Below are 24,503 nucleotides of genomic sequence, written 5' to 3' on the forward strand. Positions count from 1 at the left end.
TCAGGCCTCGTCCCGAAGCTCCACGCCCAGGCTGGCCAACGCCTTCCAGTAACCCGGATAGGTCTTGGCGACGCAGCCGGGGTCCAGGATGGTGATGTCGCGGATCTTCAGGCCCGCCAGGGCGAAGCTCATGGCGATGCGGTGGTCGGCGTAGGTCTCGACGCGGGTGGGCAGGCTCTGGCCCGCCAGGCCGGGGTCGCTGGCCACAGCCAAGTCGTCGCCCTCCTCGACCGCCAGGCCAGGGCGGATGCGCGACAGTTCCGTCGCCAATGCCGCCACGCGGTCGCATTCCTTCACCCGCAGGTTGGCGATGCCGGTGAAGCGCACGGGCGTGGTGTTGAAGGCCGCCAGCACGGCCAGGGTGGGGATGGCGTCCTGCATCTGCGACCCGTCGATGACGGCCGGCAGGTGCGGAAACAGGCGAATGAAATCGTAGGCGCGAGCGTCCGGCTGGGTGAAGGCGTCGGCCGGGGTGCCCAGGTCGATGGCGCCACTGGTCAGGGCCTCGGCCGCCCACAGATAGGTCGCGGCGGAGGCGTCCGGCTCCACCGCGAAGTCGGCGGCCTGGTAGCCGGTGGCGGCGACGGTCCAGACGGTGTCGCTGGGGTGGGTGACCCGGGCGCCGAAGGCGGCCATGGCGGCGGTGGTGAGATCGACATAGCCCTTGGCGCCGATGTCGGCACCGGTCAGCACCACGTCGGTGGGCTGGGACCCCAAGGCACCCATCATGAGCAGGGCAGAAACATATTGGCTGGACAGCCCGCCATCGATCTCCACCCGGCCGCCAGCGAATCCGCCAGCATGGCCGCGCACAGTTACGGGCGGGCAGCCCGTGGGGGCGTCAATATCCACGCCCAGGGTCTTGAGGGCTGCCACCAGCGGGGCGATGGGGCGCTTGCGCATGTGCGCGTCGCCGTCCACCACCACGGTGCCGTCCACCGCCGCCGCCACGGCGGCCGTCAGGAAACGGGTGGCGGTGCCGGCGTTGCCCAGGAACAGCGGCTGGGCTGGGGCCTTCAACGCGCCGGTGCCATGGACGACGAAGGTGGTGTCATCGGGCTCATCAACACCCACGCCCATGTCGCGCAGGGCCTGGGCCATGTAGCGGGTGTCGTCGCTTTTCAGGGCGCCCGTCAGCCGGCTGGTGCCAACCGCCAGGCCGGCCAGCAGCAGGGCGCGATTGGTGATGGACTTGGACCCCGGCGGCGCCACCCGGCCCTTCAGCGGACCCTGCGGCGGGATGATGGTTGTCGCGCCCGTACCCATTTTTTCCTTGTTCCTCAAGCGCCGGCGCGGCCATCCGGCCGCTTGGCTATCCTCGCTTTCCAGTCCGCTACGCTCCCCGGAAAGCTCCGGCGCCCGCCGTCGCGGGCTACCGGCGGCGTGACCGCCACGCCGCCGGGCTTATCCTCACCCCTGGAACGGATCCCGCATCAGGATGGTGTCGTCGCGCTCGGGGCTGGTGGACAGCAGGGTCACCGGGGCCTCGATCAGCTCCTCGATGCGGCGGATGTACTTGATGGCCGTGGCCGGCAGCTCGGCCCAGGACCGGGCGCCGTAGGTGCTTTCGGTCCAGCCCTGGAAGGTCTCGTAGATGGGCTCCACCTCGGCCTGGGCCGACTGGCCGGCGGGCAGGTGGTGGATGACCTCACCCTTGTAGCGATAGCCGGTGCAGACCTTCAGTTCCTCGATGCCGTCCAGCACGTCCAGCTTGGTCAGGGCGATGCCGTCGATGCCGCCGACCTTCACCGCCTGGCGCACCAGCACGGCATCGAACCAGCCGCAGCGGCGCTTGCGGCCGGTGACCACGCCAAATTCCTTGCCCTTGGCGCCGATCAGCTCACCGATGTCGTCGAACAGCTCGGTGGGGAAGGGGCCGGAACCGACGCGGGTGGTGTAGGCCTTGGTGATGCCCAGCACGTGGCCGACGGCGCCGGGGCCCATGCCGCTGCCGGCGGCGGCGTTGCCCGACACGGTGTTGGATGAGGTCACGAAGGGATAGGTGCCGTGGTCCACGTCCAGCATGGCGCCCTGGGCGCCCTCGAACAGGATGCGCTTGCCCTGGGCGCGGGCCTCCTCCAGGCGCTGCCAGACGACGGCGCTGTAGGGCAGGATGCGCGGGGCGATCTCGCGCAACTGGGCCAGCAGCTCGGCCCGGTCGATCTCGGGCGCGTTCAGGCCGCGCAGCAGGGCGTTGTGGTGGAACAGCAGCTGGTCGACCTTGTGCTCCAGCACGGCCTCGTCGGCCAGGTCGCACAGGCGGATGGCGCGGCGGGCCACCTTGTCCTCATAGGCCGGGCCGATGCCGCGGCCGGTGGTGCCGATCTTGCCGGCGCCGCGCGCTTCCTCGCGCGCCTTGTCCACCGCGCTGTGCAGCGGCAGGATCAGGGTGGCGTTCTCGGCCACGATCAGGCTTTCCGGGGTGATCTGCACGCCTTGGGCTGCGATGTTCTCGATCTCGCGCAGCAGGGCCCAGGGATCGACCACCACGCCGTTGCCGATGACCGACAGCTTGCCCGGGCGAACGACGCCGGAGGGCAGCAGCGACAGCTTGTAGGTGACGCCGTTGATGACCAGCGTGTGGCCGGCGTTGTGGCCGCCCTGGAAACGGACGATGACGTCGGCGCGGCTGGACAGCCAGTCGACGATCTTGCCCTTGCCTTCGTCACCCCACTGCGAGCCGACGACCGCGACATTGGCCATGATGCTTCTCCCTCTAAAACGGCGCTCAATAGCAGGCGCGGGGCGGCGATGCGGCACCCGCAGGATTTCCAAACAGGTGGACGCTCAGACCTCGACGGTCCAGCCGTCCCGCAACAGGTGGCTGCAGCCCAGGCGCTTGGCCTCGGCCGGCTCATCGTCCAGCGGCTCCAGCGCCGCCACCGTGTCCCAGCCCTTCTCACGCAGGCGCTGGGCCTGGGCCGCCGGGGTGCCATGGGGCAGCAACAGGCGGCGGGCCGGCGCCGGCCCGGGCACGGACTCAATGACCGTGTCGGTGAACAGGGTGAAGCCGGTGGCCGGTTCCCCCGCCAGGGTGCGATAGCGGCCGCCGCGCCCAATCTCTCCGCGCACGCCACGGGCGAAAATGGTGAAGCTGACGCCGGTCTGGTATTCGAACCCGCGCTGTTCCACGGGGTCGATCGTGATCTGGACGTGCGGGGCGGCGCTGACGATCAGGTTCACCACGGTGGCCAGGCGCTGGCGTTCCGGCTCCGCCTCCGCCGGCAGTTCGACGGCGGCCAGCGCTTCCACGGCGGCGGGGGCGTTGCCGCAGCAGGCCATCACGCGGCCCAGCAGCTCGGCGGCGGCTCCGCCGATGGCGGCCAAGCCGGCGGCGTCGCGGTGGTCCAGGGCCTCGCGCGCGGCGCGCTGGGTGGCCTCATCCAGGTCCAGGGAGCGGAACAGCGCCGGCACCAGGGTGGGCACCGTCAGGTCCACGGTCAGGCCCTCGGCGCCCAGGTTGGTCAGGGCTTCCGTGGCCAGCAGCACGATCTCGGCATCAGCCTCGGCGCGCAGGCTGCCGATCAGTTCCACGCCCACCTGGCCGAACTGGCGCTCATGGCGCAGCTGCGACCCCTTCACGCGCAGCACCTGGCCGGCATAGGACAGGCGCAGGGGGCGGGGGGCGTTGGCCAGACGGGTCTGGGCGATGCGGGCCACCTGCAGCGTCATGTCGGCGCGCAGGCCCATCATGCGCTGGGACACCGGGTCCATCAGGCGGAAGGTCTGGTGCGCCAGCTTGGCGCCGGGCCCGGCCAGCAGGCCCTCCTCGAACTCGATCAGCGGCGGCTTGACCCGGTCGTACCCATGGCGGCCGAAGTCCGCCATCAGCTGTTCCACGATGCGGGCCTCGTGCTGGGCGGCGGGCGGCAGAAGATCGCGCAAGCCGGCCGGCAGCAGGGCCTTGGCCGCAATGGCCTCGTCGGCGCTGTCAGTCATAATGCAGAAGGGTCCCGGGCGTCGTAAGGGCGACAGTGCCCGTTACGGGTCTTTAATCGCTGGCCGCCCGGCACGCAATTGTTTAAGCCCCGCGCCCGCTGGGGAGGGGGCATGCGGGGCCAACCTCACCGTGTGCCTGGCCTTTAGGGAGCACAAGAAACTGAGGCGAAGCCTCTCGTATTCGGCGGGTAAGCGCTTATACTCTTATATGCTTATCCGCCCATAGGCTGCGCCATGTCCGACACCTCTTCTGAAACAACGCGCTGGAGCGTTTCGGTTTCTAAAAAGACCGATATCGCCGTTCGCACTTTCCTGGCCCAACGTGGCATGAAGAAAGGCGATCTCTCCAAGTTCATTGAGGAGGCGGTCAAGTGGCGGGTGTTCGAGCAGACCATGGCGGAGGCACGTGGCGGGTTCGATGACATGTCGCCAGACGATCTGGATGATCTCCTGAACGAAGCCGTCGCCGCGACGCGGCAAGATCGCACGCCCAAAGCCTGACTGACCGGTGCGCGTCGTCGTTGATACCAACGTCCTGATCAGCGCGCTGCTGGCAAAAGCCTCACTGCCGGCCCGCTTGGTGACCCTTTGGCGAGAGGGGAGCTTCAGCCTGCTTGTCTCGACGCCCCAGTTGGACGAGTTGATGCGTGTCACCCGCTACCCGAAGATACGGGCGCGTCTGCCGCCGGCCATAGCGGGTCAGTTGATCAATGACATGCGTGAGATTGCGGAGATTGTGGAGCCTTTGCCGACAGTCTCCGCCTCACCCGATCCCTTTGACAATTACCTGCTGGCCACCGCATTGGCAGGTGACGCGGATTTCCTGATTACCGGCGATAAACAGGATTTGCTGAGCCTGCGGCGGTTCGAGGGCACTAAAATTCTGACTGTTCGTGACTTTCTGACCTTATTCGGATTGATGCCGCCAACTTAAGGCCAAGAAGGGCGGGGGCTTTGCCCCTTCAAACCACCCGCACATTCTTGAACTGCCAGGCGTCCTCGCGGTCCAGATCCTCGGGGAACAGGGCTTCGCGGCCGTCCAGGGGGGTCCAGTCGGTGTAGACGCCGACCACGGGCCCCAGGTAGGGCGTGGCGATCTCCATGACCCGCTCAAACGAGACCTCGTCGGCCTCGACGGGGCCCTGGGTGGGGTTCTCCAGGGCCCAGACCATGCCGCCCAGGACGGTGGCGCAGACCTGCAGGCTGGTGGCGTTGTTGTAGGGCACCAGCTCGCGCGCCTCCGCCACGGTCAGCTGCGAGCCGTACCAGTAGGCACCTTTCTCGTGGCCGCACAGCAGCACGCCAAGCTCATCGATGCCGTCGACGATCTCGGTCATCAGCAGGCGCTGCCGCTCCTGCTGCACATAGCCCTTGCCCACGAATTCGTGGATCGAGGTGATGGCGTCGTCGCAGGGGTGATAGGCGTAGTGGCAGGTCGGGCGATAGGCCACGCTGCCGTCCTCGTTCCGCGCCGTGAAATAGTCGGCGATGGAAATGGCCTCGTTGTGCGTGACCAGGAAGCCGTGGAAGGGGCCTTCCATCGGCGTCCAGGTGCGCACCTTGGTGCTGATGCCCGGGCGGTTCAGGAAGATGGCCGCCTGGCTGCCGAAGTCGTGGCGCTGGCCGTCGGCGGGGAAGTGGCGCTCATGCGTGCCCCAGCCCAGCTCCGCCGGCTGGCAGCCTTCGCTGACGAAGCCGTCGATAGACCAGGTGTTGACGAACTCGCCCCGCTCGCGCGGGCGGTCGGCCACCTGGGTGTCGCGCTCGGCCACGTGCACGGTCTTGATGCCCAGGCGCTGGGCAAGGCGGGCCCAGCCGTCGCGTGTGGTGGGCACGGCCACGTCCAGGCCGTTGTCCTCGGCGATGTTCAGCAGCGCCTGCTTCATGAAGTGCGACACCAGCCCCGGGTTGGCGCCGTGGGTCAGCACGGCGGTGGGGCCGCCGGGGTAGCGGGTCTTCAGCTCCAGCGCCGCTTCGCGCAGGGCGTAGTTGCTGCGCAGCGACGGCGACAGGCTGGGGTCGGTATAGCCGCCCACCCAGGGTTCGATGCAGGTGTCGAGGTAGAAGGCGCCGGCCTCCTGGCACAGTTCCACCAGCGCCAGGGAGGAGACGTCGACCGACAGGTTCAGGACGAAGTCGCCCTTGCGCAGCAGCGGCACCAGGATGTCGCGGTGGTTGTCGCGGGTCAGGGGGCGGATCTGGAAATCCACCTGGTAGTGGGCCGCCTCGTCCCGGCCGCGCGCGTCGGCCGTGATGATGGTGATGCGGTCGGCGGTGATGTCCAGGTGCCGCAGCACCAGGGGAAGCACGCCTTGGCCGATACTGCCGAAACCGATGATATAAAGTCGCCCGGGGATGGCGGCATGTTTCACGGAATGGGACATCATAAACTCTCCGGGCTTTACCAACGGTTGACCGACCGTCTGTTGCTGTCGCGAATTCGCCGGCGTTCCTTCACGGGCGCCGGCCCCTCTGTTGAATTAAGAGCGCCGTGTTTGCCTCAAGCGATGCGGCGACGCAATATGCCGTATCGCGAATTCCGCCGAACCGGGGCGGAGACCAGGCCTGCGGTCGCCACCAGCGGGGCGTCGCGGACCTCCACCAGGCGGGCCTGGTCGAAGCCGTTGAAGGCCGTGCGCAAGGCGGCGCCGTAGGCGCCCAGCTGACCGATCTCGATCCAGTCGCCCTCGCGGATGTCCGCGGGCAGCAGGAAGGGACCGCGCATATAGTCGGCGCTGTCGCAGGTGGGACCCCAGAAGCTGAACTCCTGCAGCGCCTCGGCCTGCGTCGGGCGAATCAGGCGCACGGGAAACCGCATGCCCAAGGCGCCGGCGTCGGCCAGGCTGCCGTACGCGCCGTCATTGATGAAAAGCTCCGAACCACGGCGGCGTTCCACCTGGACGACGACCGAGGCGCCGGTGGCGACCAGGGCGCGGCCCGGCTCGCACCACACCTGCACGTTCGGCGCCAGATCCATGGCCACCAGGCCGTCGCGGATGGCGGCCATATAGTCGGCCAGCGGGGGCGGGTCCATGTCGGGGTAGCGGGCGGGGAACCCGCCCCCCACGTCCACCACGTCGATGGCGACGCCGGCGGCCTTCACCACGGCGTCGGCAATGGCCAGCGCGCGGGTGTAGGCCTGCGGGTCCATGCACTGGGAACCGACGTGGAAGCAGACGCCCACGCGCATGGCCAGCGGCCGGGCGCCGCGCAGCAGGGCCACCGCCTCGTCGAAGGCGGCGCCGAACTTGGCCGACAGGTCGTAGGCGGCCTGGCCCTTGGGCATGCCCAGCCGAATCATCAGGCCCAGGCCCGCCGCCACGGGGTCCAGGCGGGCGTCCACGCCGTCGGCACCGGTCACACCCTCGGCGACCACCTCGACGATCTTGGCCAGTTCATCGGCCGAATCGAGCGAGAAGTCGCGCACCGACTGCTCGAAATAGGCGGACCGGATGGCGGCGCGGTTCTTCACCGGGTGCATGTAGTGCACGGCGGCCGACGGATACATCTGGCGGGCCAGGCGGATCTCGGCGGGGGAGGCGCAGTCGAAATGGCGCAGGCCGCCTTCGGTCAGGGCGCGCAGCATGGTGGGGTCGGGGTTGCACTTCACCGCGTACATGACGGTGCCGCGCTCGCCGTCGCCCAGCGCCTGCTCCACCGCGTCATGGAAGGCGGCGATGAACTCGCGCGCGTTGGCGGCCACCTGACGCGGACGCAGGCAGTGCATCGGCTCCGCCGGCGCCAGGCTGGCGACCAGGCTGTCCACGGTGGGGGCGGGCGCCGTAACGGCGGAGGGACGGGACTGCGCGCGCACGCGGCGCAGGGGGGAAACGGCGGAACGGAAACGATAGGCCATAGCAATACCCCTGTCCGGCTCGGTCGTCGCCCTCAGGCGTACGGGGAGCCGGCTTCATTCGGCTGAACCAGGGACCGCGCGGGGAAACGGGCATGGCGGTGGCGCCAGGGGCCGTTCAACGTCAGCGATCGGTGGGAAGGGGAATGATCTGGTCTAGCGCCGTGATTGCCGGGCCATCGGGTCGATCCGTCGACCTTAAGACCTCAAAGCGTCAACAGACGCGTCAGGACCAGAAGGGGCTTACCGCTTCACCGCCCGTTTTATGGTGGAAAGCATGATGTTGGTTCCCTCTCAAGGCCCGGCCCAGTCACTTCGGCCGGATCTGCTTAAAAAGGACGCCTAACGTCGTTGCTTAACCATCCAAGGGTTCGGGCCATGTTCGATGACCGGAACCCAGGGGCCAGTGGCACGTGCGGGTGCGTCGCGAACTCTGTATTTAGGCGATTTGTCGCCCCAAGCAAACTTAAATTTTTGAAGGTGCGCTTCCCGCTCATCGCAAGGCTGAGTAAGGAACCTGTTAAGCAGGGCCGGACTCAGGTGGCGCCGCCGTCCGCCTGGCCTTTGGACGCCGTCTTGGCCTGGGCCATCCAGGCCAGCAGGGCCACGACGGTGATGGGCGCCATCACCACCCAGCTGGGGTCGGTGAACGACAGGATCGCGCTGGCGGCCAGGGCGGCATTGGCGGCCAGGATCGCCAGGGCCACCAGGTCGTGCCGGCCCAGGCGGCGCACGGCCTGCTGGTAGAAGTGCTGGCGGTGGGCCCGCCACACCGGTTCCCGCCGCCACAGGCGCTTGGCCAGGGTCAGGGTGGCGTCGCTGAGATAGTATAGCGGCAGGATCAGGGCCGGCAGCCACAGGCCGTCGCCTGCCGCGCGCAGCAGCAGCCAGCCGGACAGGAAGCCCAGGGGCACGCTGCCGACGTCACCCAGGAAGACGCGGGCAGGGTGCCAGTTCCAGGCGATGAAGCCCAGCGCCACGCCGGCCAGGGCCAGGGCGTAGGAACTCATGAACCCCATCAGTCCGGCGGCGAAGTAGGCGGCGGCCAGGCCTAAGCCCAGGCACAGGGTTTCCACCGCGCTGATGCCGTCGATGCCGTCCATGAAATTGAACAGGTTGACGAACCACACCCAGGCCAAGCCGGCCACGAAGCGGTCCAGCCAATGCGGCAGCCAGCCCTGGAACACCAGGGCTTCCGACGGCAGGGCCGACAGGCCCACGGCCACGGCCAGCACCTGGGCCAGCAGGCGCCAGCCGGGCGGCACGCCGCCCAGATCGTCAGCCCAGGAAATGACAGCCAGGGCCAGCGCGGCGGCAATGGTGGGCCACAGCGTGTCCATATCCCCCGCCACCAGGCCGGTGACGGCCCAGGCGCCCAGCAGGGCCGGCACGACCCCCAGCCCGCCGCCGCGCGGCGTGGGCAGGGTGTGGCTGGAGCGCTCGTTGGGCTGATCCATGACTTGGCGCCGTTTCAGCCACCAGGTGGCCGCCCCCACCAGGCCAAGCGCCAGCAGGAAGGGCAGGAACAGGCAGAGGAAGGGGGTCAGGATGGACATGGGCCCCTCTTGTAAGCGACTCGGGGTGGCTTCACAAGGCCGGGCGCGGTCGACGTCCCGTGATGCGGCCAGGGGTCACGGCGCCTTGCGCCACACTGAATAGGCCACGGTGCCGTCGCCCGAGGCGCTGGCCGGCACGCCATAGCTCAGCAGCCCGCCGTCGTAGGTGTAGTCGCGCACCTGCCGCTTGCCCTCCCAATTGGGGAATGACGCCGCCTGCACGTCGAACACCAGCTGGTGATGCGCCCGGTCGATCTGGACGGTGCCGAAGTGGGTGCTGGAGCCCAGGACGGCCTGCCGATACTCCTCCGCCGTGCCCTGGGTCTTCACGCCGCTGGCGAAGGCGGGCCGGCCCACCCGGAAGATCTGCATGTTGTAGCGGCCGGCCGAGTCGACGGTCAGCAGGCCCAGCGGGTGCTCGCCATAGTTGGTCGTCCGGCTGCCGTCGGCATGGATCTCATACGCCGCGTCCATCACCCAGGTGCCCTCCAGCGAAATCAGGTCGGTGGCGCGGGCGGCGGTGGATGCGCCGAGGACGGCCAGCATGGCCAGGGCGGACAGCCCCTTGTTGAAACGCGTCATCGCTTTCCCTCCCTCTCGTGTAACCGGTTCATCGGGTTTCAATGACGTGATGGTTGCCCCCAATCTTGAAACCTGTCAATACGGTTACATGAGACAGAACGACCTTATGGCAGAGGAGCGTGACGGCTTCCGCTTCCGGGGCGGCTGCCCCGCCATCGATCTGCCGGCCACCTTGCAGGCGCGGCTGAAGCCCGCGCCGCGCGAACTGCTGGCGGTGCCGGAGGACGTGCGGCGCTGGATGGTGGCGGCTGGCCTGACCGACACGGCACCGCCGGCGGACGAGGGGGATTTGGCGCTGGCCCGGCGCCTGCGCGAGGCCATTTACGATCTGGCCGTCCATCGGCATGGCGGCAGCGGCCCACCCAACGGCAGCGTCGATTCGGCGCTGGATGTCCTGAATCAGGTGGCCGCCCTGCCGGCGGCGACACCTGCCCTCTCCCAGTCTGGGAACGTGCGCCTCTCGGGCCCCATGACGGCCTTCATCGCCACGGTGGCGCGCGACGCGGTGCACCTGTTCGGCAGCGGGGCACCCATCCGGCAATGCCAATCGCCTGCCTGTACCCTGTTCTTCGTCGACACCTCCCGTGCCGGCGACCGCCGCTGGTGCTCCATGAAAGGCTGCGGCACCAAGGCCAAGGTGGCGGAGTTCCGCCGGCGCAAGCGCGAGGGGGCTTGATAAAGGCAATCGGGCCGGGGACTGGTCGCCCCCGGCCCGCTCACGCTTACTCCACCACCCGCACCTTCACATAACTGCCGGGGGCGTCCTCGATGGGCTTCAGCTTGCCGTCGCCCGGCGTGCGGGCCGGCACCTGCGGGCCGGCGTATTGCTTCAGCCAGTCGGCGTAGACGGGCCACCAGCTGCCCGGTACCTGGGTGGTGCCTGCCAGCCAGTCGTCGGGCGAGGCCGGCAGCGCGTCGTTCAGGAAGTGGCTGTACTTGTTGGCCGCCGGCGGGTTGACCACGCCGGCGATATGGCCGGAGGCCGCCAGCACGAACTTCACCGGCCCGCCATAAAGCTGGGTGGCGGCGTAGGTGCTTTTCCACGGCGCGATGTGGTCCTCGCGGGTGGACAGCATGAAGGTGGGCGTCTTGATGGTGCGCAGGTCGATGGGCACGCCCTTCAGGGTGATGCCGCCCGGCCGGACCAGCAGGTTCTTCTGGTACATGTTGCGCAGGTAGAAGCTGTGCATGGCCGGCGGCATGCGGGTGCTGTCGGAATTCCAATACAGCAGGTCGAAGGGGAAGGGGTCCTTGCCCAGCAGGTAGTTGTTGACCACGAAGGACCAGATCAGGTCGTTCGAGCGCAGCATGTTGAAGGTGGTGGCCATGGACTGGCCATCCAGGTAGCCCCGGCTTTTCATGCGGGACTCCAGCGCGCCCAGCTGCTCCTCGTCGATGAACACCGACAGTTCGCCCACGTCGGTGAAATCGGTCAGGGTCACCAGGTACATGGCGCTCTTGATGCGCGCGTCCTTCTTGGCCGCCATATAGGCCAGCGTGCCCGACAGCAGGGTGCCGCCGATGCAATAGCCGATGGCGTTCACTCCCTCCTCGCCGGTGGCGTCCTTGATGGCGTCCAGGGCGGCCAGCGGCCCCTCGACCATGTAGTCCTCGAAATCCTTGGCGGCCAGCTTCTCATTGGGATTGACCCAGGAGATGACGAAGACGGTGTGGCCCTGCTCCGTCAGCCAGCGGATGAGCGAATTGGCCGGCTTCAGGTCCAGGATGTAGAATTTGTTGATCCAGGGCGGGATGATCAGCAGCGGCGTCTTGTGCACCGTTTCCGTCAGCGGCGCGTACTGGATCAGCTGCATCAGCTCGTTCTGGAAGACCACCTTGCCCGGGGTGACGGCGATGTTGCGCCCCACCTCGAACGCCGCATAGTCGGTCATGGAGATGGCCAGCTGGCCCCGTCCGCGTTCCAGATCGCTCAGCAGGTTCTCCAGGCCCTTCAGAAGGTTGTCGCCGCCCGTCTCCAGCGTGACGCGCAGCACCTCGGGATTGGTCAGGGGGAAGTTGCTGGGCGACAGCGCGTCCACGAACTGGCGGGTGAAGAAATCCACCTTCTTGGCGGTCTTGCCCTCCAGCCCCTCTACCCCGCGCACGGCGGTCTGCACGTACTTGGCGGTCAGCAGATAGGACTGCTTGATGAAGTCGAAGACGGCGCTCTCCTCCCAGGACTTGTCCTTGAAGCGCTTGTCCTCCTTGGCCGGGCTGATGACGGGCTCCGCCTCCTCCCCCATCAGGCGTTGGGCCGTGCGCTGCCAAAGGGCCAGATAGTCCTGCCACAGGCCCAGTTGCGCCTCGATCAGGCGGTTGGGGTCGGCCATCAGCCGGGCCGTCATCTCCATGAAGGCGCCGCCCAGGTTGAACGGATCCAGGTTGGACAGGTTGGCCGGCAGGCTGCTGAAGGGTGCGGCGATGGACATGGGGTCGGCGGCGGCGGTGCCGTCGGCCGGCGTCTGCGCCTGGCGGGCCACGAAATCGGCCACCAGCCGCTGCGCCTGCTCCGCGATGCGGTTCATGGCCAGCGTCATTTCCACCGGGTCGGGCAGACGGACCTCGCCATTGGACCCATCCTTGGCGGTATCCTTGGCCACCGGCTTGGCCGCCGCCTTGGGGGCCTCGGCAGCAGATGCTTCGGTCTTGGGTACCTCGGCCTTCGGCGCCGGGGCCGGCATGAAGGGGGGCGGCTTCGGCGCGTCCAGCGCGGCGGCGGCCGGCATCACCACGCTGGGTGGCAAGGGGGCGGCCTTGCGGCGCGGGGCCTTGGCGGCCACGGCCGGGGCGGCAGCGGCCTTGGCCGGCTTCCCGGCCCCCCGGGCCGCTCCTGGGGCGGCCTTGGCCTTTTCCGCCGTCACACCGGCAACGGGCACGGGCGCCAACGGTTCCCGCGTCAGGTTCTTATGTGCCTTCAGGTGCGGTGCGCCCGGCACCGGCGGAGCGATGGGGGTGGCGCGCACCACTTTCGGCCTTGGCGCGGCGGCGGTCTTCGCGGGCGCCTTGGGCGCCGGGGCGGCTTTGGCTGTGGCGGATTTCCCCGCCGTAGCCTTCGCAGGGGCAGCCTTCACCGGCGCGGCCTTGGGGGCGGGCTGGGGCGAGGTCCCACGTGCCTGGGCCTTGGGCGCTGCGGTCTTCGCGGCGGGCGCCGTCTTCACGGCGGCTTTCGCGGCGGCCTTCGGCTGAGTCGGGGCGGGGGGGACGGTTTCGGGGGCAGTTTTGGAAACACGCGGGGACCGGGTACGCTTGGGCGGGGTATCGGCCATGCTTTCTTGTTCCTTCGCCTCGATTACCAGGGGAGCTTACCAAGGGGCTATTCTGATGAAGCGGCATCCGCGCGAGGTGTTCCGCGCGGGTCCGGCGGGGGCGCCCGCCCGCTGCCCGGCCGTTCCGCCGCCGTAAGAAGGCTGGGTTACGGCAGGTCACGGCGCTTGCGGCCCGTGGGGATTTCATACACGATCCGGCCATGATTTTCACCGACGCTGACGCACGGCCCACGGGTGCAAGCACCCAGGAAGGTCACCCAAACCGTTCCCGCCCCGCCCTTGGCGCGTCCATGGATGCTGCCGCGGGTGCCTCTGGCGTGCGGGTGCTGGTCGGTCGCGGCCTGCTGGCGTTGGTCCTGGCGGGCGCCGGGTTGAGCCTAGCGGGATGCGCTGGCCAGCTGGTGCCCCAGGCCTTGTTCCATGATGGCCCCGAGGATCCGGAGCCCATGGCCAATGACGCCAGCAGCAAGGCCCTGCTGCTGGGTGAGCGGCCCGTGCGCCGCGTGGGGCCGCCGCCCGATGTGTGGCCCAACCTGGCCTCCGTGCCGGAACGACCCAAGGACGTGCCCGATCCCGCCACCCGGCAAAAGGACATGGACGCCCTGCTGGCGGACCGGACGGCGGCGGGCTCCATCGCCACGGACCTGAACAAGTACCAGGCCTCCCCCGACCAGCAGTCCGTGCAGCGCGCCACCTCGTCAAACGCGCTGTTCGGCGGATCGTCCGCCGGCGGCCAGGCCGCGCCCAGCCAAAGCAAGATGCCGGTGGTGCCCAGCGCGCCGCCCGCCGTGCCGGGCCGCGTGCCCGATGCCATCCCCGCCGCCCCCGTTGCCGCCCCCGCCACCGCCCCCGCCCGTGCCGCCACCGGCGCCGCGGCTAGTCAGGCTGGTGCCCCCGCCGCCAACGGCACCAGCCAGACCCCCCAGAACTAATCCGGCATATCCCGGGCCCATGTGGTCCGTGGGCAGGATTGGGGCGGAAAATTAGCTGGGTGCGGGCGTTCTTGTAAGCAAATGTCTTGAAACGGGATGCCCGCCCTGTGGAAATTGCTGTCGCCCGGCTTCGGCCGGGACGATACAAACCCATCGGCCACGATGCCTCCCATCCACCCTGAAATCGGTACAGACCGTCCCATGAACGAAGAGTTCCACCGCATTAAGCGCCTGCCGCCCTATGTGTTCGCCGAAGTGAACGCGATGAAGGCGCGAGCTCGCGCGGCCGGTGAGGACATCATCGACCTCGGCATGGGCAACCCCGACCAGCCCACCCCGCCCCACATCGTGGAAAAGCTGGTGGAGGCCGTGCGCAATCCCAAGACGCACCGCTATTCCATGTCCCGCGGCATCCCCGGCCTGCGCAAGGCGATTTCCGCCTACTACAAGCGCCGATTCGACGTCGACATCGACCCGGAGACGGAGGCCTGCGTCACCATCGGCTCCAAGGAAGGGCTGGCCAACCTGGCCCAGGCCATCACCAGCCCGGGCGACGTCATCCTGGTGCCGAACCCCTCATACCCCATCCACCCCTTCGGTTTCATGCTGGCGGGTGCCGCCCTGCGGCACATCCCGGTGGTGGAGGGCGTGGACAATTTCGTGGAGACGCTGGAACGCGCCATCCGCCACTCGGTGCCCAAGCCCATCGCCGTCATCGTCAGCTTCCCGGCCAACCCGACGACGCAGACGGTTACGCTGGACTTCTACCGCCCGATCGTGGAGCTGTGCCTGAAGCACGGCATCTACATCCTGTCGGACATCGCGTACGCGGAGATCTATTTCGACGGCAACCCGCCGCCGTCCATCCTGCAGATCCCCGAGGCGCGCGACATCACGGTGGAATTCAACAGCCTCAGCAAGACCTACAACATGCCGGGCTGGCGCGTGGGCTTCGGCGTGGGTTCCAAGAAGCTCATCGGCGCACTGGCCAAGTTCAAGTCCTACGTCGATTATGGCGCCTTCACCCCCATCCAGGTGGCGGCCACCGCCGCGCTGAACGGGCCGCAGGACTGCGTGGAGGAAATCCGCCAGATGTACAAGGCGCGCCGCGACGCGCTGATCGACGGCCTGGCGGCTGCCGGCTGGGACGTGCCGCCGCCGGCCGCCACCATGTTCGTCTGGGCCCGCATTCCTGAGCCCTTCCGCGCCATGGGCTCGCTGGAATTCTCCAAGCTGCTGCTGCAGGAGGCGCAGGTCGCCGTCTCCCCCGGCATCGGCTTCGGCGAGTATGGCGACGAGCATGTGCGCTTCGGTCTGGTGGAAAACGTTCAGCGGATCCGCCAGGCCTGCCGCAACATCCGGGGCTTCCTGCACCGGACCGGCAACGGTGGCGACGCTGCCTCCAAAAAAGTGGTCTAAGTCTAATGGTTGCGGTCGATAAGGGGGAAGGCATGGGTACGGCACCGCTGCGCGTGGGCATCGCGGGTCTTGGCACTGTCGGCGCCGGGGTCCTGAAGCTGCTCGCCACCCAAGGCGACCTGCTGGCCCGGCGCGTTGGCCGGCCGATGGTGGTCACCGCCGTCAGCGCCCGCGACCGCACCCGTGACCGGGGCGTCGATCTGTCGTCCGTGCGCTGGTACGACAACGCCGTCGATCTGGCGTCGGACGATCAGGTCGACGTGGTGGTGGAATTGATCGGCGGGTCGGACGGTATCGCCGCCCGCACCGTCGAGACGGCGCTGGCCCATGGCAAGCATGTGGTCACCGCCAACAAGGCGCTGCTGGCCCACCACGGCACGGCGCTGGCCACCCAAGCCGAGGCCCAGGGGCTGACCCTGGCGTTCGAGGCGGCGGTGGCCGGCGGCATCCCCGTCATCAAGGGCCTGCGCGAAGGCCTGGCCGCCAACCAGGTGCGCGAGGTGCACGGCATCCTGAACGGTACCTGCAACTACATCCTGACCGAGATGCGGACCACGGGCCGCGACTTCGGCGACGTCCTGGCCGAGGCCCAGGCCAAGGGGTATGCCGAGGCCGATCCCAGCTTCGACATCGATGGCGTGGACGCGGCGCACAAGCTGGCCATCCTGACCTCCGTCGCCTTCGGCACGCGGGTGGACTTCGCCAACGTGCATGTCGAGGGCATCCGGCACATCTCCGCGCTGGACATCGACTACGCCGGGCAACTGGGCTATCGCATCAAGCTGCTGGGCATCGCCCGCCGCACGGAGAATGGCATCGAACAGCGGGTGAACCCCTGCATGGTGCCGGTGGGGTCCCTCATCGCCGCCACCGACGGGGTGTTCAACGCCGTGGTCGCCGACAGCGACTTCGCCGACAAGGTGGCGCTGGTGGGCCGGGGGGCCGGGGCCGGACCTACCGCTTCCGCCGTGGTCGCCGATCTGGTGGATATCGCCATCGGCCGCCGCACCCCCACCTTCGCCGTACCCGCCGGCCAACTGGCACCCCTGACTCCTGCCCCCTTGTCGGCGCGGCGCGGACGGTATTATGTGCGCCTCATGGTGGTCGACCGTCCGGGCGTCATCGCCGACGTCGCCGCGGCCCTGCGCGACCAGAACGTCTCCATGGAGTCGTTCCTGCAGCGGGGGCGGGCGCCGGGTGAGGCTGTTCCGGTGGTGCTGACCACCCACGATACGGAAGAAGTGGCCATGTTGCGCGCCCTGACCGTCATAGGCGGACTGGACGCGGTTCAGGAAACCCCGCGGATGATCCGTATCGAGGATTATTGACACACCACCGTCACGGACCCCCGCCTTATAATAAGGGGGCCGACGGAACACAGACTCGGGGGAAGATGACTATGAGCAAGGCTATTGAGGCGCCCGTCGATCCGAAGGGCGACATCAGCCTGGTTATGGACCGCAACCTGGCCCTGGAAGCGGTGCGCGTGACCGAGGCGGCCGCCTTGTCCGCGTCGCTGCTGATGGGCCGCGGTGATGAGAAGGCCGCCGACCAGGCCGCGGTGGACGCCATGCGCAAGGCCCTGAACAGCCTGGCCATCGACGGCACCGTGGTGATCGGCGAGGGTGAACGCGACGAGGCGCCGATGCTGTACATCGGTGAGAAGGTGGGCAGCGGCCATGGCCCCAAGATCGACATCGCGCTGGACCCGCTGGAGGGCACCACCATCACCGCCACCGGTGGCCCCAACGCCCTGGCGGTCATCGCCATGGCGGAATCGGGCGGCTTCCTGAACGCGCCCGACGTTTACATGGACAAGATCGCCGTGGGTGCGGGCCTGCCCGAGGGCGTGGTCGATATCGATGAGAAGATCGAGACCAACCTGAAGAACCTGGCCCTGGCCAAGCATGCCACGGTGGAGGAGCTGGTGGTCTGCATTCTGGACCGCCCCCGTCACCGTGAGCTGATCGCCCGCGTGCGCGCCGCCGGCGCCCGCATCATGCTGATCGGCGACGGCGACGTGTCCGGTGTCATCTCCACGGCGCAGCCCGACAGCGGCATCGATTTGTATGTCGGTTCCGGTGGTGCGCCCGAAGGCGTGCTGGCCGCGGCCGCCCTGCGCTGCATCGGCGGCCAGATGCAGGGCCGCCTGTTGTTCCGCAACGACGATGAACGTGCCCGTGCCAAGCGCTGGGGCGTCACCGACCTGGACCGCAAGTACGGCCTGACGGATCTGGCCAGCGGCAACGTCATGTTCGCCGCCACGGGCGTCACCACCGGCACCATGTTGCGCGGCGTGCGCCGTTATCCGGGCGGTGCCTACACCCACTCGGTGATTATGCGGTCGAAGAGCGGCACGGTGCGCTATGTTGAGGCGCACCACAATCTCCGCACCAAGACCAGTTTCGTTCCGGATGCAAAATAACTTAACGTTTGTGGGCTCGCCGTCGGGGGATGTTTCCGGCGGCGAGCCTCGTCCCCTGCTAGGGGTCTCGCGGTCCGCCACTGGCCGGCGCTGGCTGGCCCGGCCGCATGACGAGCGGCTGGCCCTGGCCCATGCTCAGCGCGGCGGCCTGCCGGAACTGGTGGGACGAGTCCTGGCGGCGCGTGGTGTTGACCTGGACCAGGCCGAGGATTTCCTGGGCCCCACGCTGAAACGCTTCCTGCCTGATCCACACGCCCTGCTGGACATGCAGGCGGCGGCGGAGCATCTGGCCGACGCCGTGCGGCGCGGCCGGCGCTTGGCCGTCTTTGGCGATTACGACGTCGACGGCGCCACCTCCTCCGCCCTGCTGGTGCGCTTCTTCCGCGCCGTGGGCGCCGACATCCAGGCCTATATTCCCGACCGCATCAACGAAGGTTACGGCCCCAACGCCCCGGCGCTGCTGCGCCTGCGCGAGGCGGGGGTGGACTTGGTCATCACGGTCGATTGCGGCGTGACTTCGTTCGAGCCCCTGGCCGCCGCCGCGCAGGCGGGGCTGGAGGTCATCGTCGTCGACCATCACAAGGCGGAACCGGCCCTGCCCACCGCCCGGGCGGTGGTGAACCCCAACCGTCTCGACGAGACCATGACCGACCGCCTGGGCACCCTGGCGGCAGTGGGCGTCAGCTTCCTGCTGGTGGTGGCGGTCAACCGGGTCCTGCGCGCCACCGGCTGGTACGCCAACCGGGTGGAGCCGGACCTGATGGGCTGGCTGGACCTGGTGGCGCTGGGCACTGTCTGCGACGTGGTGCCCCTGGTAGGGCTGAACCGCGCGCTGGTGGCGCAGGGCCTGAAGGTGATGAGCCGTCGCAACAACGTGGGTCTGGCCGCCCTGGCCGATGTCGCCGGCATCAATGAACGCATGGACGCCTACCACGCCGGCTACATCCTGGGGCCGCGCGTCAATGCCGGCGGCCGGGTGGGCCGCGCCGACCTCGGCACCCGTCTGCTGTCCACCGAGGACCCGGTGGAGGCGCGGGACCTGGCGGCCCAATTGCACACCCTGAACGCCGAGCGCCGGGCCATCGAGGCCCTGGTGCTGGAGGAGGCCATCGCCTTGGTGGAGGCGCAGGCCGCCACCGATCCGCTTGCTGCCGGGGCGCTGGTGATCGCCGGGGCCGGCTGGCATCCCGGCGTCATCGGCATCGTCGCCTCCCGCCTCAAGGAGCGCTATGGCGTGCCGGCCTGCGTGGTGGCGCTGGAGGGCGGCATCGGCAAGGCCTCGGGCCGTTCGGTCCGGGGCATCGACTTGGGCTCGGCCGTCATCGCCGCCCGTCAGGCCGGCCTGCTGATGGCCGGCGGCGGCCACGCCATGGCGGCGGGATTCACCGTGGCGGAGGACAGGCTGGCCGACCTGCGCGCCTTCCTGGCGGAGCGCATCGCGCAGCAGACAGCGGGGCAGGGCCCGCTCGTGCCCACCTTGCACCTGGACGGCGTGGTATCGGTGCGCGGCGCTTCCGTCGACCTGTTGGGCCACATCACCCGCCTGGGCCCCTTCGGCACCGGCAACTCCGAACCGCGCCTGGCCGTGGCCGACGCGCGCATCGTGCGGGCCGACGTGGTGGGCGGTAACCATGTGCGCTGCATCCTGTCCTCCGTCGATGGCGCCCGCCTGAAGGCCATCGCCTTCCGGGCCATGGATGAGGATCTGGGCCCCGCCCTGCTGAACCATGGCGGTCGGCCCATGCATCTGGCCGGCACCCTGCGCGCCGACCGGTGGAACGGGGCGGAGGGCGTGCAGCTGACCATTGATGACGCCGCTTTGCCGGGTGCATCGTGAAGCTGGCGACATTTATCCCGGTTGAATAGGGTGGCGCGGCGCATTTGCGCTGGGTGGCCACTGTACGAAAGTAAGAAAACCGTCACGGGTCCCTACCAGGGCTGCGGGGGCGATGATTTCCCTATTTCCCGCCTCCATCGGATGTATGTTCGCTGACGTTACGGTGTTGATACCAGGTGTCAGCCGCGCTTATGCCCGCGCGCCGTCGGCTTAATGCCGCCGTGCATGGCAGTTTAACCAAAACTATCTTTCCGTCCGCCCGGAATCGCCATCCTATGATCCTATCTTCACTGCCGGGATTATTCAAATTATTGATCTGATTATTATATCGTGTGCGAAGTACCGATGCCCGCCAGCGTCTCTTTATGCTTGGCGGTAACCGGGCTGTCACGGGTTGATCATTTTCCAATTGTGGGCGGGACTGGATTGACAGCGACGCTGCATTAAACGATCCTTACGGGTAAGGTCTCATTCTGTCTCGCCGTTACTCTCGGCGGGACGTTGAATGGCCGTCGACCATAAAAATCAAAGGGCTGGTCATTACAACGCGGGAAGGTTCCAAGGCTCCGCCCGGGCAGCCGACGAGGACATCCGGGGGGGATGAGGGGGTATTGATGTCGGGACAGCCTGGAACGAAACGGGTGGTTGCGGCCGCGCCGGAAGCCCCGGCTGACGCCGCGCCGGAATCGAGCCTCAGCCGCTTGGAATCCCACTTCCGCACCCTGGACGAGGGGTCGCTGGTCCGTGTCGCCGCCGCCGTTGAGAAGGCGCGCGCGACCGAGACGGGCGCCGCCTCCGACGAACAGATCCTGACCTGTTTGCGGCCCATGCTGCGCAGCCTGCGGCCCGTGCGCGTGCCTACCTTCCAGCGGGCGCTGTGCGTTTGCCTCGAACCCTACCTGATCGACGCCGACTCCGTGGGCGGCGTGCGGCGGGCGGTGGTGGCCCGGTCCAGCCTGGCGCCCTGGTGGCGTCTGCTCATGGGGTCATCCTACCGGCCGCGCCTGGCGGCGGCGACGGCGGAATATCGCAACGCCGTGGCGTCGGAACGGCAGGACGAAATCGATGCCGTCGTCCAGTTCGGCCGCAGCATCGCGGCTGAGGCCACCACCACCCTGTTGGCGGAGGCGGCGCAGTCCGCCGTGCGCAAGCGCGAGCTGGAGGTGTTGCTGGGCAGCGCGCGCGCATTTGAAGACGCGGCCGAAATCGCACGCATCCTGGGCCTGGATCCGCTGCTGACCCCCTGGTTCGACCAGATCCGTGCGGTGTGTCCGCGCACGGCGGACGGCAGGGTGCATGACTTCAATCCCCAGGGCACGGTCATCGCCAAGAACGGCTACATGCACCTGCATGCTGCCGACCGTGAGGTGGTCGACTATTACTTCCATGGCCTGCTGCGCCTGCTGGCCCAGCCGTGGCAGTCGCTGCGCCTGGTGCGCCTCTTGTCGGCCGATCTGCTGCGTGCCGGTGGCGACAGTGCCGGCCTGCAGATGATTCCGGCCAAGCTGTTCGGCGACCTTACCCGTACCCTGGCGGAAATCGGGCGCACGGCGGCAGGCGACCGGGGCATGACCCGGCGGGTCTGGCTGATGACCTGCGCCCGCCTCATTTCCGACGCCGGGGCCATGGTGCAGGGCATGGCTGAAGAGGTGAAGGAGTTCGGCAACGCCGGATGGGAGACCATGATGGTCGAGGCCCGGCAGAAGGTGACCCAGGCGGCCGACCAGTTCGCCAGCGTGGCGGTTCGCGACGCGGCCCTGGTGCTGCCCCAGAGGGAGGTGCGCGAGAAGCTGGAGGTGCGGCTGGTGCCCGACATGGCCCACAGCCCCTCGGATGACGAGGTGTCGGTGGCCCAGGCCGCCGCGACCCTGTTCACCGCCTGCCGGAAAGTGGCGGAAAAGGAAGGCTTCGACCGATCCATCCGTGCCAAGGAAGCGGATTTGGAGGCCACCTTCCAGACAGCCATCAACTTCCGTTTCGAATATCTGCGGGCGCGCGGCAAGAACAAGGCCGTCTCCGCCCAGCTGCAGGCGCTGGAGAAGGTCTTGCGCTCCATGCCCAAGACCGAACCCATGCTGGACCTGATCCTGAAGGCGGAACGCGCCATCGAACGCTTCCGCTGACCAGGAACCATCACCGTTTTCCCGCCCGATCCGGCCGCGCTAACAGGCAGACCCCCTATGCGCGAAAACCGGTGGGCGGGGCTTTTTATCCGCTTGCCTTATCGGGGCCGGATCATTATGTATCCACCCCGCTGTCCCCTTCGTCTAGAGGCCTAGGACACCGCCCTTTCACGGCGGCGACACGGGTTCGAATCCCGTAGGGGACGCCACGCTTCCAGCGCTTCAGCTGGATTTTACGGGACAATCTGGGGACAAATGAATCCGCGGGACACCCAGCGGGGACAGCATTCCCATGGCTACCATCGCCCCCCGGAAGAACCGGGAAGGTCAGGTCATCGGCTACCAGGTGAAGATCCGGCGCACCGGCTTCCCCACCCAATCCAAAACCTTCGGGGCCAAGACCGACGCGAAGCGTTGGGCCGCCGAGATGGAATCGGAAATCTCCTGTGGCGTCTTCGTCGATCGCACCGAGGCGGAGCGCAACACCCTGGGCGACCTGATTCGCCGCTATCAGGCGGAGATCACACCCACCAAGCTCGGTGGCGACAAGGAGAAGGGTCACTTGGCCGTGATCCTGGACGACCAGATCAGCCTCATGCGGATGACCATGCTGGCGTCGAAGGACGTGGGCGCCTTCCGTGATCGGATGGCCGCCGCCGCCTACGCTCCGGCGACCATCGTCCGCAGGCTGAACCTGATCGCGACCGTCATCAACCACGCTCGGTCCGAATGAGGTGTCCATGTGGTCGACGATATGGCGTCGGCCAAGCTGACGGCGCGCCCAAAGGGGGCTGATCGGAAGCGGGAGCGCCGGCTGCAGCCCGCCCGCGTCGTCGCGGGACGGGAGGAGTGTCCCGCAGAGGAGGAAACCCTTTTCAAGGCGCTTGCGGCGGGCCGTCGCGCGGCCCTGACGGTGCCGTTGGCCCGACTGGCCATCGAGACCGCCGCGCGGCAGGGCGAACAGTGCTCGCTCGACTGGAAGGACGTGGACCTGGAGAAGCATAATACGCCTGGTCCCAAGGTGCCGCTGGCGGGGATGAACGCCAGGCCTTCCTCTCCAAACGCTCTTCGGATGGCGTTGGCCGTGACGTCCTAGGGCGTGGTCAGGCCGCGCTCAATGCTGTTTAGGCTGGTGGTGGACAACCTACAACGATATGCCAACTCAGCCTGTGTCCAGCCCTGAAGTGATGGTGTGGATGCCCCTTTCCCCGGCATCGGCGGATGCCAGGCTATGATGTCTGCTGGACATCGTTATGGAGGGCACCATGACCACGACGTACTTGGTGGCGATAGACCTGGCCAAGCGGCATTTCCAGGTCTGCGCGACGGACTTTTCCGGCAAGGTGTTGTTCAATCGTGCTTTTTCACGGCAGAAGCTGATGGTGTTTCTGAGCGGGCAGCCTCGCTGCATCGTTGCGATGGAGGCCTGCTCGACCAGCCACTACTGGGGTCGGCTCGCCGAAGGTGCGGGGCATGAGGTTCGGCTGATCCCGCCGATTTACGTGAAGCCGTTCGTGAAGCGGCAGAAGAACGACGCGGCGGACGCCGAGGCGATCTCGGAAGCGGCCCGCCGTCCGAACCTTCATTTCGTTGCGGTGAAGAGCGCGGAACATCAGGCCCGGGCGGTTACCTTCCGGACCCACCAGTGTTTCGTGAGGCAGCGGACACAGCTGATCAACGCGTTGCGCGGCCATCTGGCGGAATTCGGCATCGTCGCGCCGGTTGGAGCGACCAATGTCACGCGGCTGGAGGAGGCGATTGGCGCCGAAGATGACGATCTGCCGCCCGTTGTCCGCGAGATGGCTGGCTTCTACCTTGAGCAGATCAAGGCACTGACGGTGAGGATCGACGGCCTGGTTCAGCGCCTGCAATCGGCATCCCGGACAGATGCGTTTCTGCGGCGTCTCTGCACCCTTCCGGGCGTCGGCCCCGTCACGGCCGGTGCGCTTGCCGCCTTCGCGCCGGACCTGCGCACCTTTTCCGATGGCAGGAACTTCGCGGCCTGGCTGGGCCTGGTGCCGAAGCAGTTGTCTTCCGGAGGCAAATCCCGACTGGGCGGCATGAGCCGAATGGGCCAGGACGATATCCGAAGGCTGTTGATCATTGGCGCCATGAGCCGCATCCGATGGATCTGCCGGCGCGGGGCGACACCGGACAACTGGCTTGGGCGTCTGCTGTTGCGCAAGCCGCGCATGGTCGCGGCCGTGGCCCTGGCCAACAAGATGGCACGGACCCTTTGGGCGATGGTGATCAGACAACAGGATTATCGGACAGCGTGATCCGGCAGTCGGTAACGGCGCCTGACGGAGCACGTTGCGGGCCTCACGGCCCGGGCAGGAAGATCGACTGACGGTGTAGGCGGCAAGGACTTCAATGTTCAGGTGGGGATAACCAGTCCCGGCGCGCGGGCGACAAAGCTCTCTGAACCGATGTGGACCCCATCTCTCGAACAGCATACCGGCCCGTGGCCCGCTCAGGCCACATCATGAGGCCTGACACACGACCGATAGAACTCCTCGCAGCCGATACGACTTCAGAAGATTCCTCTTGCTTAACCGGGGGCATCCACAC

The 24,503-nt window shown here is 67.9% G+C and carries 21 protein-coding genes and 1 tRNA gene; 14 read left to right on the forward strand and 8 right to left on the reverse strand.

The genetic code is table 11. The features are described from left to right. From FBZ87_RS03815 to FBZ87_RS03825, 3 genes are all read right to left on the reverse strand, one after another. Window positions 1-1,266 (reverse strand): 3-phosphoshikimate 1-carboxyvinyltransferase, encoded by a 1,266-nt coding sequence (locus tag FBZ87_RS03815; protein ID WP_145608992.1) that lies wholly within the window; start codon window positions 1,264-1,266, stop codon window positions 1-3. Window positions 1,267-1,410: 144 nt separating this feature from the next. Further along, window positions 1,411-2,703 (reverse strand): adenylosuccinate synthase, encoded by a 1,293-nt coding sequence (locus FBZ87_RS03820; protein ID WP_145608993.1) that lies wholly within the window; start codon window positions 2,701-2,703, stop codon window positions 1,411-1,413. A gap of 84 nt (window positions 2,704-2,787) precedes the next feature. Continuing rightward, the gene (locus tag FBZ87_RS03825; RefSeq protein WP_145608994.1) at window positions 2,788-3,939 is read right to left on the reverse strand and encodes an ATP phosphoribosyltransferase regulatory subunit; all 1,152 of its coding nucleotides are present in this window, start codon (window positions 3,937-3,939) and stop codon (window positions 2,788-2,790) included. A gap of 234 nt (window positions 3,940-4,173) precedes the next feature. Between FBZ87_RS03825 and FBZ87_RS03830 the strand changes: the two genes are divergently transcribed. After that, window positions 4,174-4,440, forward strand: a complete 267-nt coding sequence (locus tag FBZ87_RS03830) for a ribbon-helix-helix domain-containing protein (protein WP_088872782.1) — start codon at window positions 4,174-4,176, stop codon at window positions 4,438-4,440. A gap of 7 nt (window positions 4,441-4,447) precedes the next feature. Next, window positions 4,448-4,873: a putative toxin-antitoxin system toxin component, PIN family gene (locus FBZ87_RS03835; RefSeq protein ID WP_145608995.1), complete on the forward strand. Its 426-nt coding sequence runs from the start codon at window positions 4,448-4,450 to the stop codon at window positions 4,871-4,873. A gap of 28 nt (window positions 4,874-4,901) precedes the next feature. Here the strand turns inward: FBZ87_RS03835 and FBZ87_RS03840 are convergent, their stop codons facing one another. From FBZ87_RS03840 to FBZ87_RS03855, 4 genes are all read right to left on the reverse strand, one after another. After that, entirely contained in the window at window positions 4,902-6,323 is a 1,422-nt protein-coding gene (locus FBZ87_RS03840) for a homospermidine synthase (protein ID WP_145609107.1), read from the reverse strand. A 116-nt stretch (window positions 6,324-6,439) separates the two neighbouring features. Then, window positions 6,440-7,795, reverse strand: a complete 1,356-nt coding sequence (locus tag FBZ87_RS03845) for a type III PLP-dependent enzyme (RefSeq protein WP_145608996.1) — start codon at window positions 7,793-7,795, stop codon at window positions 6,440-6,442. 533 nt (window positions 7,796-8,328) lie between these two features. Next, the gene (locus FBZ87_RS30010; protein ID WP_145608997.1) at window positions 8,329-9,348 is read right to left on the reverse strand and encodes an MraY family glycosyltransferase; all 1,020 of its coding nucleotides are present in this window, start codon (window positions 9,346-9,348) and stop codon (window positions 8,329-8,331) included. Window positions 9,349-9,423: 75 nt separating this feature from the next. Then, window positions 9,424-9,930, reverse strand: coding sequence for a lipocalin-like domain-containing protein (locus FBZ87_RS03855; protein WP_145608998.1), 507 nt, complete (start codon window positions 9,928-9,930; stop codon window positions 9,424-9,426). A gap of 106 nt (window positions 9,931-10,036) precedes the next feature. On the opposite strand from FBZ87_RS03855, the gene FBZ87_RS03860 reads away from it, so the two are divergent. After that, window positions 10,037-10,606 carry a CGNR zinc finger domain-containing protein gene (locus FBZ87_RS03860; RefSeq protein WP_145608999.1) on the forward strand — a complete coding sequence of 190 codons (570 nt, stop codon included), beginning with the start codon at window positions 10,037-10,039 and terminating at the stop codon, window positions 10,604-10,606. Between the two features lie 46 nt (window positions 10,607-10,652). Here FBZ87_RS03860 and FBZ87_RS03865 read toward each other — a convergent pair whose 3' ends face one another. Further along, complete coding sequence (locus tag FBZ87_RS03865) at window positions 10,653-12,530, reverse strand: PHA/PHB synthase family protein (RefSeq protein ID WP_145609108.1); 1,878 nt, start codon at window positions 12,528-12,530, stop codon at window positions 10,653-10,655. A 352-nt stretch (window positions 12,531-12,882) separates the two neighbouring features. Here FBZ87_RS03865 and FBZ87_RS03870 point away from each other — a divergent pair, with 352 nt between their 5' ends. From FBZ87_RS03870 to FBZ87_RS03920, 11 genes are all read left to right on the forward strand, one after another. Continuing rightward, window positions 12,883-13,116 (forward strand): hypothetical protein, encoded by a 234-nt coding sequence (locus tag FBZ87_RS03870; protein WP_145609000.1) that lies wholly within the window; start codon window positions 12,883-12,885, stop codon window positions 13,114-13,116. 370 nt (window positions 13,117-13,486) lie between these two features. Next, window positions 13,487-14,128 carry a hypothetical protein gene (locus FBZ87_RS29085; RefSeq protein WP_186454551.1) on the forward strand — a complete coding sequence of 214 codons (642 nt, stop codon included), beginning with the start codon at window positions 13,487-13,489 and terminating at the stop codon, window positions 14,126-14,128. A 201-nt stretch (window positions 14,129-14,329) separates the two neighbouring features. Continuing rightward, on the forward strand, window positions 14,330-15,547 hold the full coding sequence (locus FBZ87_RS03880; protein WP_145609002.1) for an LL-diaminopimelate aminotransferase: 1,218 nt from the start codon (window positions 14,330-14,332) through the stop codon (window positions 15,545-15,547). A gap of 32 nt (window positions 15,548-15,579) precedes the next feature. Beyond that, window positions 15,580-16,875 (forward strand): homoserine dehydrogenase, encoded by a 1,296-nt coding sequence (locus FBZ87_RS03885; protein ID WP_145609003.1) that lies wholly within the window; start codon window positions 15,580-15,582, stop codon window positions 16,873-16,875. 125 nt (window positions 16,876-17,000) lie between these two features. Continuing rightward, entirely contained in the window at window positions 17,001-17,972 is a 972-nt protein-coding gene (gene glpX, locus FBZ87_RS03890; RefSeq protein WP_145609109.1) for a class II fructose-bisphosphatase, read from the forward strand. Between the two features lie 10 nt (window positions 17,973-17,982). Beyond that, on the forward strand, window positions 17,983-19,809 hold the full coding sequence (gene recJ, locus FBZ87_RS03895; protein ID WP_246134220.1) for a single-stranded-DNA-specific exonuclease RecJ: 1,827 nt from the start codon (window positions 17,983-17,985) through the stop codon (window positions 19,807-19,809). Between the two features lie 614 nt (window positions 19,810-20,423). Next, window positions 20,424-21,932 carry a hypothetical protein gene (locus tag FBZ87_RS03900; RefSeq protein ID WP_145609005.1) on the forward strand — a complete coding sequence of 503 codons (1,509 nt, stop codon included), beginning with the start codon at window positions 20,424-20,426 and terminating at the stop codon, window positions 21,930-21,932. Between the two features lie 133 nt (window positions 21,933-22,065). Beyond that, window positions 22,066-22,141, forward strand: a tRNA-Glu gene (locus tag FBZ87_RS03905). An 83-nt stretch (window positions 22,142-22,224) separates the two neighbouring features. Further along, the gene (locus FBZ87_RS03910) at window positions 22,225-22,665 is read left to right on the forward strand and encodes a hypothetical protein (RefSeq protein ID WP_145609006.1); all 441 of its coding nucleotides are present in this window, start codon (window positions 22,225-22,227) and stop codon (window positions 22,663-22,665) included. A gap of 9 nt (window positions 22,666-22,674) precedes the next feature. Then, on the forward strand, window positions 22,675-23,028 hold the full coding sequence (locus tag FBZ87_RS03915) for a site-specific integrase (protein WP_145609007.1): 354 nt from the start codon (window positions 22,675-22,677) through the stop codon (window positions 23,026-23,028). Between the two features lie 169 nt (window positions 23,029-23,197). Then, window positions 23,198-24,211: an IS110 family RNA-guided transposase gene (locus FBZ87_RS03920; RefSeq protein ID WP_145609008.1), complete on the forward strand. Its 1,014-nt coding sequence runs from the start codon at window positions 23,198-23,200 to the stop codon at window positions 24,209-24,211. Window positions 24,212-24,503: the final 292 nt, after the last annotated feature.

This window comes from Nitrospirillum amazonense (assembly GCF_007828035.1).
GTDB classification, from domain to species: domain Bacteria; phylum Pseudomonadota; class Alphaproteobacteria; order Azospirillales; family Azospirillaceae; genus Nitrospirillum; species Nitrospirillum amazonense.

Excerpts from the sequence above, each read along its gene's own strand:
- FBZ87_RS03815 (WP_145608992.1), bottom strand. The coding sequence starts at position 1,266 with ATGGGTACGGGCGCGACAACCATCATCCCGCCGCAGGGTCCGCTGAAG.
- FBZ87_RS03820 (WP_145608993.1), bottom strand. The coding sequence starts at position 2,703 with ATGGCCAATGTCGCGGTCGTCGGCTCGCAGTGGGGTGACGAAGGCAAG.
- FBZ87_RS03825 (WP_145608994.1), bottom strand. The coding sequence starts at position 3,939 with ATGACTGACAGCGCCGACGAGGCCATTGCGGCCAAGGCCCTGCTGCCG.
- FBZ87_RS03830 (WP_088872782.1), top strand. The coding sequence starts at position 4,174 with ATGTCCGACACCTCTTCTGAAACAACGCGCTGGAGCGTTTCGGTTTCT.
- FBZ87_RS03840 (WP_145609107.1), bottom strand. The coding sequence starts at position 6,323 with ATGTCCCATTCCGTGAAACATGCCGCCATCCCCGGGCGACTTTATATC.
- FBZ87_RS03845 (WP_145608996.1), bottom strand. The coding sequence starts at position 7,795 with ATGGCCTATCGTTTCCGTTCCGCCGTTTCCCCCCTGCGCCGCGTGCGC.
- FBZ87_RS30010 (WP_145608997.1), bottom strand. The coding sequence starts at position 9,348 with ATGTCCATCCTGACCCCCTTCCTCTGCCTGTTCCTGCCCTTCCTGCTG.
- FBZ87_RS03855 (WP_145608998.1), bottom strand. The coding sequence starts at position 9,930 with ATGACGCGTTTCAACAAGGGGCTGTCCGCCCTGGCCATGCTGGCCGTC.
- FBZ87_RS03860 (WP_145608999.1), top strand. The coding sequence starts at position 10,037 with ATGGCAGAGGAGCGTGACGGCTTCCGCTTCCGGGGCGGCTGCCCCGCC.
- FBZ87_RS29085 (WP_186454551.1), top strand. The coding sequence starts at position 13,487 with ATGGATGCTGCCGCGGGTGCCTCTGGCGTGCGGGTGCTGGTCGGTCGC.
- FBZ87_RS03880 (WP_145609002.1), top strand. The coding sequence starts at position 14,330 with ATGAACGAAGAGTTCCACCGCATTAAGCGCCTGCCGCCCTATGTGTTC.
- FBZ87_RS03885 (WP_145609003.1), top strand. The coding sequence starts at position 15,580 with ATGGGTACGGCACCGCTGCGCGTGGGCATCGCGGGTCTTGGCACTGTC.
- glpX (WP_145609109.1), top strand. The coding sequence starts at position 17,001 with ATGGACCGCAACCTGGCCCTGGAAGCGGTGCGCGTGACCGAGGCGGCC.
- FBZ87_RS03900 (WP_145609005.1), top strand. The coding sequence starts at position 20,424 with ATGTCGGGACAGCCTGGAACGAAACGGGTGGTTGCGGCCGCGCCGGAA.
- FBZ87_RS03910 (WP_145609006.1), top strand. The coding sequence starts at position 22,225 with ATGGCTACCATCGCCCCCCGGAAGAACCGGGAAGGTCAGGTCATCGGC.
- FBZ87_RS03920 (WP_145609008.1), top strand. The coding sequence starts at position 23,198 with ATGACCACGACGTACTTGGTGGCGATAGACCTGGCCAAGCGGCATTTC.